Raw genomic sequence first — 10,887 nt, forward strand, 5'->3', positions numbered from 1 at the left:
ATGGGAACCAAACCTGCACCAGCGGTTGTTCCCAAACCAAAAACCTTTCTGAGACTATTGCTTCGCAATCGGCTCGCTGCTATAGGTCTAGCTTTTATCGTGATGTGGACTGTGATCGCAGCGATTGCCCCCTGGATCGCACCATTTGATCCCTATATGACGAATACGGCTGTGAAGCTGGAATCACCGTCAGGCGGTCACTGGTTGGGTACAGATAACTACGGCAGGGACATTCTTAGTCGTGTGCTCTACGGAGCCAGAATCAGTATCTGGACGGGCCTGATTGCCGTCAGTATTTCGTTTGTCATCGGTGTTCCGCTAGGTGGAATCGCCGCTTACTACGGCGGACGTACGGGCAATATCATTATGCGGGTGATGGATGTGCTGCTTGCCTTCCCGTCACTGGTCCTGTCGATGGCCATTGCGGCTTCCATCGGCAACGGCCTGACGAGTGCCATGATTGCTGTAGGGATTGTGGGTATTCCCGAATTTGCCAGATTGATGTATGGACAGACGGTATCTCTGCGCGAAAAGGAGTACGTGGAAGCGAGCAGAGCCGTAGGTGTAAGGGACAGGGTAATTCTGTTTCGCCACATTTTACCGAATGCTTTGGCCCCGCTGCTGGTACAGGCAACGCTCGGTATGGGTTTTGCGATTTTGACGGCATCCAGTTTGAGCTTTCTTGGCCTTGGTGTCAAACCACCAACAGCCGAATGGGGAGCCATGATCTCTGAAGGCAGGGAGTATATCATTTCCGGACAATGGTGGCTGGTGACCTTCCCTGGACTGGCTATAGCCACATCCATTCTTGGATTTAACCTGCTCGGAGATGGTTTCCGTGATGTTCTGGATCCGCGGTTGCGTTCGGGAAAATAGGGGTTGTTGAGTTGTTGACCATCGGCCTCTATAGAACCGGTTCATAGATAGCCGGATGGTGGAACCGATTTGCGGGGAATGCCTGAAATAACGGCATGCAGGGTTCCATCAGCGGCAGAAGACTGATCGGATGCTGGCGTTTGGCACCGGGGGTACAGTACTGGTAAGCTGCCCTCCCGGTACTGGAATAATACACATTCACTCTTTCTAATGAAAGCTGCAACGTTTTACAGCTGTATTGCATCATAAGACTGGTTCGAAAAGGGGAGGAAACTAAACATGAAAAAGCTCAAATGGTTTTCTGCAATAATCGCTCTTACGGTTGTTCTTGGCGGCTGTGCCAGCAATGCCAACCAGCAGCCTGCGGCATCCGGTTCAGGAGAAGCAGCGAAGCCTGCGCCGACACTGACTGTTGCGTATTCTGAGGGTGGAACGACGATGGACCCGGCGGAGGCGAATGATTTGACCTCCGATACATTGGTACTGGCAACCTACGACCAGCTGGTAACCTATGGGGTCAAAACGGTAGATGGTGCGGACGTGGCCAATACAGAGGATATTCAGCCGATGCTCGCCGAGAGCTGGGACGTATCCGATGATAACACGACTTATACATTCAAAATCAAAAGCGGGCTGAAATTCCAAAGCGGAAATCCGGTCAATGCGGATGCGGTTGTGTACTCCTTTGACCGTGTAGCGAAGTCCAGCTCCGGCAGCTTTCTTTATGGGATGGCCGACATCAAGAGCGTGACCGCCAAGGACGATTCCACGGTCGAGATCGTATTGAATAAAGCCAACCACATGTTCACCCAAATCATTGCCATGTACACCTTCTCCATTGTGGACCAGAAGCTAGTCGAGGAAAAAGGTGATGATTATCTGAAAACAAATGCCGCTGGCTCTGGCCCGTTCACACTCGAAAAATGGGACCCAGCCAGTGAAGCCGTTTTCCAGGCCAACAACGAGTACTGGCAGGGTGCACCGAAGCTCGGCAAAGTCACACTGAAATTCACGAAGGAAGCCTCCAACCGTGTGCTGCTGCTGAACAAGAGTGATGTGGACATGGCGATCGAAATCCCTCCAAAAGATGTTTCAGCTTTGCAGGAGAATGCTAATCTGACGATCAAGTCTAACGCAAGTAACCGGATTTTGTTCTTCGCCATGAACAACAATGTCAAACCGTTTGATAATGAAAAAGTGCGTCAGGCCGTTAGCTATGCGATCCCTTATGACCAATTGATCAATGATGTCATGTACGGACAGGCCAAAGAGATGAAGAGTGCTGTAGCGAGCAACACACCAGGCTTTACGGATGCAGGCTATGTGTACGAGTACAATCTGGACAAAGCCAAGGAATTGTTGAAGGAAGCAGGCTATGCAGAAGGCTTCAGCTTTGACTTTACCCTCGGCTCTGGATTTGACGATTGGGAGTATGATGCGGTACTGATTCAAGCGGAACTGGCCAAGATCGGTGTCAAAATGAACATCAACAAAGTTGCTCGTGCACAGTTCCTGGAACAGCAAAAAGAAGGCAACCTGGTCTCCTATATCTCCAAATGGACTTCTTTTGTTAATGATCCTGGATACCATCTCGGCTTCCTGCTCTACGGTGAAGGATCCTCCAACTACATTCATTACAACAATGCGGAAGTCAACCAGCTGTGGAAAGAGGCAGGCGCAGAGCCGGATCAGGCGAAACGCAATGAGCTGTACATGAAGGCACAGGAGATTATTACGACAGAAGCACCATGGGCGTATCTCTACGAATACAACCGGGTTGTCGGCATGAACAACAAAGTCAGCGGTTATGTATATTACCCGGATGAGGTTTTGCGTTTCTACCCACTTAGCAAGGAACAGTAAACGAAACGGACGAATCGGGGGGCAGGCAATCTTGCCTGTCTTCTGACCATTCGCGGCGAGCGCGATTCAGCCAATATTGGAAGGAGCCTGATCAGAATGGATTGGAAAAAGAAAGTTCTGGAAGCAATCGAGGAAGGCCAAGATGAATTACTGGAGTTATGTTCACAGTTGATTCGCTTTCCTACGGAAAACCCTCCAGGAGATTCTCGCGAAATTAGCGCTTTTATTATTGAATATCTGCATCAGGCAGGAATCGATACCAAAGTACATGCGGCCACGGAAACCATGTTTAACTTGATCTCTACGTTAAATGGGGAAGGGGCGGAGAAGTCAGACAAACATCTGATCTTCTGTGGTCATACGGATGTAGTGCCAGCCGGGGACCTTTCGCGATGGGATTTTGATCCGTTCTGCGGTGAAATTAAGGACGGCTACATGCTTGGACGGGGTGCGTCTGACATGAAGGGCGGGCTTGCGGGTCTGATCTATGCGACGGTTATTCTGGCGAAGCTGGGTGTACCTTTGCGCGGTGACCTGTCCCTGATGATTGTCCCGGATGAGGAAACGGGCGGCGATCTGGGTGTGCCCTGGGTGTTGGAACGCGGCCTGGCAACGGGTACTGCAGCAGTCATAGCGGAGCCGTCCAGTCCGCAGCATCCGACGATTGGACAAAAGGGGAGCTGCTGGTTCGAATTTACGGTGGAAGGCACACCGGGTCATGGCAGCCTGCAGCCTATTGTAGGCGATAATGCGATTGTGAAGGCGGCCAAGGGTATTGAGGCTTTGCAGCGGTTGTGGGATATCAAGCCGGACATCCCGGAAGAAGTTAAGGACATTATCCGTATCTCGCAGGAGTATGCTCGCGACCGGGAGAAGGCAGGTCTGGCCTATCAGGTGTTCGATCATGTAACCGTGAATATCGGTTCGATTCAGGGTGGAACCAAGGTGAATGTGGTAGCGGATCGCTGTACGGTCCAGGTGGATTCACGTGTTCCATTTGGTGTGGATTACCGGGATGTGCTTGATCGTGCTCGTTCGCTTCTGCTTGAAGCGGGAATTGAGTCGGAGCTGAAGCCGTTTGGCTTCCAGGGCAACGCAAACTGGACTCCGCCGCATGAGCCGATTGTCAGCCAACTGGTAGAGAGCATCAGCGAAGTCAGCGGCGAAGAGGCATACGGTGTACTGCAATGGGCTTCCAGCGATGCACGTCACTTCCGCAATCACCAGATTCCAGTATTGCAATATGGCCCAGCGGAGCTGTCCACGATTCACAATTTCAACGAAAAAGCACCGGTATGGCAGATTATCCAATGCGCCAAAGTGTATGCGCTGAGTGCTCTTAAATATTTGGGTGTGGAAGGCATGGAAGATGAGGCATCAGTGAAGAATTCGAAGGGTTTGAACGGTGCAGCTTCCGAAGAAGCCACGATTGCCAAGCACTAATTTATATATAAGAAGAAAAGCAAAAGGTTCAGAACGTAATGGTATGGGAGGGGAACAACATGACTGAACTGCTCGAAGTTTCGGATTTGCGGACCGAATTTATAACCGATGCGGGCGTAATCCGTGCCGTGGACGGAATTAGCCTTTCCATACGGCAGGGAGAGGTGCTGGGTATTGTCGGGGAGTCGGGCTGCGGGAAAAGTATTACCTCGTTATCGATTATGCAGCTTCTTCCCAAAAAAATCGGCCGCGTTGCTTCAGGAGAGGTCCGTTTCCAGGGGAAAGATATGCTCAAGCTGTCCGGGCGGGAGATACGCCGAATTCGGGGCAACCGAATGGCCATGATCTTTCAGGAACCGATGACTTCGCTCAATCCGGTATTCAAGATCGGCAAACAGATCTCGGAGGCGGCACGGTATCATCTGAAGCTGGGCAAAAAAGAGGCTTGGGCACGGTCGGTTGATATGCTTCGCAAAGTTGGTATCCCCCGTCCCGAAAAAATTGCAGAACAATACCCGCATCAGCTCTCCGGCGGCATGCGCCAGCGCGTGATGATCGCCATGGCGATGGTATGCAGCCCGCAGCTGCTCATCGCAGATGAACCGACAACCGCCCTGGATGTGACCATCCAGGCACAGATTCTGGATCTGATGCGTGACCTCCAGCGGACGGAGAATATGGCAATCATGATGATCACCCACGATCTCGGCGTTGTAGCTGAGATGTGTGATCGGGTCATGGTAATGTATGCCGGACAAGTGGTCGAAGAGACGGATGTCAAAACCCTTTTCGCCGATCCCCAGCATCCGTATACCCGTGGCCTGCTCGCTTCACTGCCACAGCTTGCGGGAGATCAGGACCGTCTTCAGTCCATTCCGGGTCAGGTTCCGAATCCCGCCCATATGCCGTCAGGCTGCCGCTTTGCCCCTCGTTGTCCGGTGAAAGAAGCGCGGTGCGAGACGATACAACCCGAATTACTTGAGACGGCACCAGGTCACAGCTGCCGCTGCCTGCTGCAACAGGAGGGGATGATATGAGTACGATATTGGAAGTCAGAAACCTCAAGAAGCATTATCCCATTCGCAAAGGTCTATTCTCCAAACAGGTCGGTGCCGTCAAAGCGGTGGATGGTGTAACGTTGTCCGTGGAGCGCGGCGAGACGCTTGCCGTGGTCGGGGAATCCGGTTGTGGCAAATCCACCACGGGACGTGCGATTTTGCGATTGATAGAGCCGACGGATGGCGAGGTGCTCTTCGAAGGCAAGGATGTACGAAAGCTGCCCCCGGAAGAGCTGCGCCGTTTCCGAACAGACATGCAGATGGTATTCCAGGACCCGTATGCCTCCCTCGATCCGCGCTGGACGGTACAGCGTACGCTGGAGGAGCCGCTGCTTACCCATCATAATCTGGGGAAAAACGAATTGAAGAGCCGAATCGAAGAACTGATGGAAGTGGTCGGATTATCTCCATATCAGGCACACCGTTTCCCGCATGAATTCTCGGGTGGACAACGCCAACGGATCGGCATTGCCCGTGCTCTCGCATTGAACCCGAAATTCATTGTGTGTGACGAGCCAGTATCAGCGTTGGATGTATCCATTCAGGCGCAGGTACTGAACCTGATGCAGGATCTGCAGGAACAATTCGGACTGACGTATATGTTTATCTCTCATGATCTATCCGTCGTCAAGTTCATCAGTGATCGTGTGGCCGTCATGTATCTGGGCAAAGTAGTGGAGCTTGCGCCCACCTCCGAGCTGTTCACCGAGGCGCTGCATCCGTACACGAAAGCCTTGATGTCTGCTGTTCCCGTTCCTGACCCGAATGTGCAAAAGGAACGAATTGTCCTGAGCGGTGATGTGCCCAACCCGGAGAACCCGCCGTCAGGCTGCACGTTTCATACCCGTTGCCCGTATGTGAAGGACGAGTGTCGCTCCGTTATCCCGGAGCTGCGGGAGATTTCCCCGGGACGCCAGGTGGCGTGTCATCTGTATTAGAGTGATTATTACAGTGAGGAAAGACGAACAGAAACAGAAATGCAGACAGAAATGCAATCAGAAATGCAGACAAGTCTCCGGTGTACGCGGGGCTTTGTTTGCATTTTTATTTTCTTTAAGGCCTACGTATCAGGCCAGTAATTGAATCCTAAAATTTTTCCGGATATGAACCGATATAAACACAGAGAAAGCAGCAAGAGAAGGATTATTCATGATCAGGATTACGATAAAAATCTTCTTATCGAAACTGAAACAAGAAGGGTATGAAGACATCTATGGATGAGGAAGTTCAAGTTCAATACATTAATTTCTCAGTCGGAAATCAGATTTGTGCGATTCGTATTGATGAAGTTCATGAAATTATCAAAATGCTCCCGGTAACCACTGTTCCTTTTGGCAGTCCGGAGATCAAGGGCTTTACACCGCTGTACGGAAAAGTGGTTTCGGTTGTTAGCGTACGCGTTCTACTGGGTATGCCTGACGAGGAGCCTACACCTTCCACTCGCATCATTGTCGTGCCGTACCACAATGATTATGTACCGCTCGTTGTCGATTCCGTGGATTCGGTGGTGATGTATGATCGGTTTGAAGAACCTACGGAAGAATATCGTCGTTACACTACGGGATTATTCAAGGAAATTGCACACAATGACGATCATGAGGCTGGTATTCTTAATCTGGACGTATTGCTCGGTAATTTAACCCGATCACAATAAGCACTGCCCTTAAGGATGTTATATACGAAGCATGTAATCAGTTAGTAATGAGTTATGAGTTATGAAAATGCTCCTTGCCCTTTCCGGGGATGAGGGGCATTTTTTTTGTGTAAGCATCCTATTTCCGAATGTCATTCACATACTGTGTTTCACCTTTTAACAATCGTAGACAATATAGTATAAAGGGGTTTGGATGGTTTTTTTTGAAGTGATGCGGAAGCGGAGAAAAACGGATAAGGAACTATTTTTCGGTACAGATCAGAGGGGATGGGGAATAAAAGAAGCATTTTTTATGTGTAAAAGTTTTTAAATCCGAGCATTTTCGTATATGATGGAGAGTAACAATGCGAAGGGATGACGGGAGACTGTAATGATGCAATCGCTGTATGGAGTATGGCTTGGTGACGTATTTTTTTGTTTTTCCGGTGAAACATCGGAGCCGCGTGTGGATGCGTGGAGCCACGTGGTACGGAAGCTGAATTTTGGCGACGGGGGTCGTCTGTTTCAGCCTGCCGCCCTGCGTCTTGCGGAGCTTCGTTGGCCCAATCCGATGCGTAATGCCGCGGAAGCGAAGGGTACGAAGCGGCGTCAATTGCTCGGACGGACGTTGGAAGGGCTGGCGATTTCACCCAAAGATACATTCAAGCTGCTGCTCCACTGGGACGACAGTATATTGAATGCGGCGGGAATTCAGGCTGGAGAAGAGATTCGCTACTGGGTAAAGGCAGCACAGTTTACACAGGAACTGCTGCTGCGCGGAGAATTTGCGCCTTCTGCTGAGTTTGCTGCCAAGACGGGCGCGCGCCGCCGCACCGGACAGGAAACGCTGACAGGCGTATGGCGCCCGCGTCTGTTGCAGGAAGCGGATGTGGAGCGTTTCCGGGAACTGGCAGAATCCATGCCGCCGATCGGACTATCTGCTCCGGGAGCATACGCTTCTTCAGACCCGGAATCGAGGGAGGAAGCGGGAGCGGCTGTACTATTTTCATTTATGAGCGGGCTGGTCCATGCCGTTGTTACGGGTGAGATGGAGGGTATGGACAGTGAGTTGTCCCGCTACCGAACCCCGTTCCGGCGTGGATCTTCTCCGGTAGCGGAATTATGGTGGAACAGCCTGATCTCGATATTCCGCCCGGTGACGGTGCAGGGCCCGACGGAAGAAATGACAGAACTCATTGGCACGTTGCAAGAAGCGGGCGGAACAGCGATGCCTCTCGTGGGAAGCGAAGAGACGGCACCGACGGAAGGACAACTGAAGTTGGTGCTGCGGCTTGAACCTCCCCTGGGTGAGCATGAATCGTTGTGGGGAATTACCTTCTGGGTAGACAGTGAGCAGGAATCTGGTCTGAGATTGCCTGCACGTACAATCTGGGCCCATCCGGACCGGGATCTGGACCGGGGCAAGGTGTGTTATATTTCGGCTGCAGAACAATTGCTGATGGCGCTGGGTCAGGCAGCAGAACTGGCACCGGAGCTGGAAACGGCGCTTCTTCATGCAAGACCGGAAGGAATGAAGCTGGAACAGCAAGCCTTTTTTGAATTTTTGACGTATGCTGTGCCTCGTCTGCAGAAGGCGGGAATAACGGTATTAATGCCTTCACGCTGGAGCCGGGCAGGGAAGCGCCGTGCGGGATTGCGTCTGCAGATGCTCAATCGTGGAACGGAAAGGCCGCTCGGAGCCCCGTCTGCACTGGGCATGGAGCAGCTGGTCGCTTTCAAAGCGGAACCGATGCTTGACGGCAAACCTGTGACGGCGGAGGAACTGGCTGCTCTCGCGGAAGCTACAGTGCCCTATGTGATGTTCCGCGGCGAGTGGATTGAAGTGGATACGAAAGAGATTCGCCAGGTTCTGCGTTATATGAAAAAAGAAGAAGAACAATATATGCCGCTCTCCGAATGGCTGCATCTGGCAGCTGAGGAAGGTGAGGATACCGCATGGAAGGGGCTTTCCGTCTTTGGTGCGGAATCCGAAGGACTGCTCTCCTTTCTGCTCGACGGACAGGTGCTGCGCAGTATTGAGCCGCGTCAGGTTCCGACAGAGCTGCATGGTGAACTAAGACCATACCAAGAGCGGGGTTACCAATGGTTATCCGCCATGCGTGAGCTTGGGTTTGGAGTATGTCTCGCGGATGATATGGGACTGGGGAAGACCATTCAGGTGATTACCTGCTTGCTGGACTTGAAACATGAGGAACAACAAGCAGCAGCTGAAGAAGCGCGTGAACATGAAGCATTTATGGGCAGGGAAGGACTCTCCTTGAATGGTGAGCAGCTGAACATGCAGGGTGTACATCTGCCTGCACTCATTGTGTGCCCTACCTCTTTGCTTGGGAACTGGCAGCGTGAGCTGAAGCGATTTGCCCCGAATCTGTCATTGTATATCCATCATGGCGGACAACGGCTGCACGGTAATGCATTCCAGGCGGAAGCACAGGCCCATGATATTGTGCTGACGACCTATCATCTGGCAGGCCGGGATGGCCCGGACCTGGCCTCGCTGCACTGGTCTACCGTTGTGCTGGATGAGGCACAATATATTAAGAATTATCGTACAAAGCAAGCGCAAAGCGTCATGCGTCTGTCTGCGCCGCATCGCATTGCGATGACGGGTACGCCGGTTGAGAATCGGCTAAGCGAGCTGTGGTCCATTTTCCAATTCCTTAATCCGGGGTATCTGGGTACAGCTTCTTCATTCCGCCAGCGGTATACGGGACTGGGCCCATCCGAAGAAAATGCGGCGTCCCTGCGTGAGCTTCATCGGCTTGTATCGCCCTTTATGCTGCGCAGGCTGAAAAGTGATCCGGATATCCGCAAGGATCTGCCGGAGAAGCTGGAGCTCAAATCCTATTGTTCCCTGACACCGGAGCAGACCGTTCTGTATCAGCGGGTGGTGGATGATCTGATGGGTGGGTTGGATGGACGAAACGGTATTGCCCGTAAGGGAATTGTGTTGTCCTCACTGACCAAGCTGAAACAGATCTGTGATCATCCGGTGCTGGCAGACAGCAGTCGGAAAGAACATGGCAAGGCTGAGGCATCCGGCAAAATGGAACGTTTGCTGGAATTGCTCGATGCGATCCGTGATAACGGGGAGTCCGCGCTGATTTTTACTCAGTATGTGGCGATGGGGGAACTGCTTGTATCCCGGCTTGCACAGCGGTATGAAGAAGAACCGTATTTCCTGCATGGCGGTGTTTCGAAGTCGCAGCGGGATGATATGGTGGAAACCTTCCAAAAAGGGGAGGGTCCATCCCTGTTTGTCCTGTCTCTTCGTGCTGGCGGTGTGGGCCTGAATCTGACGCGTGCCAGTCATGTCGTTCACTATGATCGGTGGTGGAATCCTGCGGTGGAGAATCAGGCGACGGACCGGGTATTCCGAATCGGGCAGAACCGCAACGTACAAGTGCACAAGCTGATCTGTCAGGGTACTCTGGAGGAACGGATTGATGAGCTGATAGAGAGTAAAAAGGCACTTTCCGAGCAAGTGGTTGGCTCGGGTGAGAACTGGTTGACCGAGATGTCGGATGATGAGCTGCGCGGCTTGATCTCGCTTCAGGGTGAGACGTGGCTGTAAGCTGCTATACAAGTTCAGCTAATGGATATTTAAACTGGCACTCTGATGACAGAACAACCTTCCGATCGCTGTTGTGTACATGTTTTGTTAAACATTTGAACATATATAGATAGATACGCACTCACAATACATGCAGAGTGTAAAGATAGGAAGGGGGATTGTTGTGAGCGAAAAATGGAATGTAGAGCTGCATATGTCCCCCGGTGGATGGACAGCAGAAGTGAGTACAGCTCCTGATGCAGGCCAAGAGGCAGCAGGAGACGCAGTAAAGACGGAATCAGCCGCAGGCCTGTTCACGGTAACAGGTACGCTGCCGCAGCTGAGTGAAGCCGCACGCGAGGCCGTGCTTGACCAGCTGCGGCAGCGCCCGCTGGCGCTGTACACGCTGCTGCGCGGCGGCCCTGCCCCGGCGGAGCTTG

Annotated in this window: 8 protein-coding genes; all 8 read left to right on the plus strand. The window is 52.1% G+C overall.

The window, feature by feature from the left end:
• The gene (locus tag PPA03S_RS11125; RefSeq protein ID WP_062322800.1) at positions 1-876 is read left to right on the plus strand and encodes an ABC transporter permease; all 876 of its coding nucleotides are present in this window, start codon (positions 1-3) and stop codon (positions 874-876) included.
• Between the two features lie 279 nt (positions 877-1,155).
• A complete protein-coding gene (locus PPA03S_RS11130; RefSeq protein WP_062322743.1) occupies positions 1,156-2,739 on the plus strand; it encodes an ABC transporter substrate-binding protein in 1,584 nt (527 codons plus the stop codon).
• 96 nt (positions 2,740-2,835) lie between these two features.
• Complete coding sequence (locus PPA03S_RS11135) at positions 2,836-4,182, plus strand: M20 family metallopeptidase (protein WP_245683573.1); 1,347 nt, start codon at positions 2,836-2,838, stop codon at positions 4,180-4,182.
• 59 nt (positions 4,183-4,241) lie between these two features.
• Complete coding sequence (locus tag PPA03S_RS11140; protein ID WP_062322745.1) at positions 4,242-5,219, plus strand: ABC transporter ATP-binding protein; 978 nt, start codon at positions 4,242-4,244, stop codon at positions 5,217-5,219.
• Complete coding sequence (locus tag PPA03S_RS11145) at positions 5,216-6,178, plus strand: ABC transporter ATP-binding protein (RefSeq protein ID WP_062322747.1); 963 nt, start codon at positions 5,216-5,218, stop codon at positions 6,176-6,178. The genes PPA03S_RS11140 and PPA03S_RS11145 overlap by 4 nt, the downstream gene beginning before the upstream one ends.
• Positions 6,179-6,441: 263 nt before the next feature.
• Positions 6,442-6,894 carry a chemotaxis protein CheW gene (locus PPA03S_RS11150; RefSeq protein WP_157284087.1) on the plus strand — a complete coding sequence of 151 codons (453 nt, stop codon included), beginning with the start codon at positions 6,442-6,444 and terminating at the stop codon, positions 6,892-6,894.
• Positions 6,895-7,264: 370 nt separating this feature from the next.
• A complete protein-coding gene (locus PPA03S_RS11155; protein WP_062322751.1) occupies positions 7,265-10,468 on the plus strand; it encodes a DEAD/DEAH box helicase in 3,204 nt (1,067 codons plus the stop codon).
• 163 nt (positions 10,469-10,631) lie between these two features.
• On the plus strand, positions 10,632-10,887 hold a 256-nt coding region (locus PPA03S_RS11160; RefSeq protein WP_157284090.1), incomplete at its 3' end, for a hypothetical protein.

This window comes from Paenibacillus pabuli NBRC 13638, assembly GCF_001514495.1.
In the GTDB taxonomy this organism is placed as follows: domain Bacteria; phylum Bacillota; class Bacilli; order Paenibacillales; family Paenibacillaceae; genus Paenibacillus; species Paenibacillus pabuli.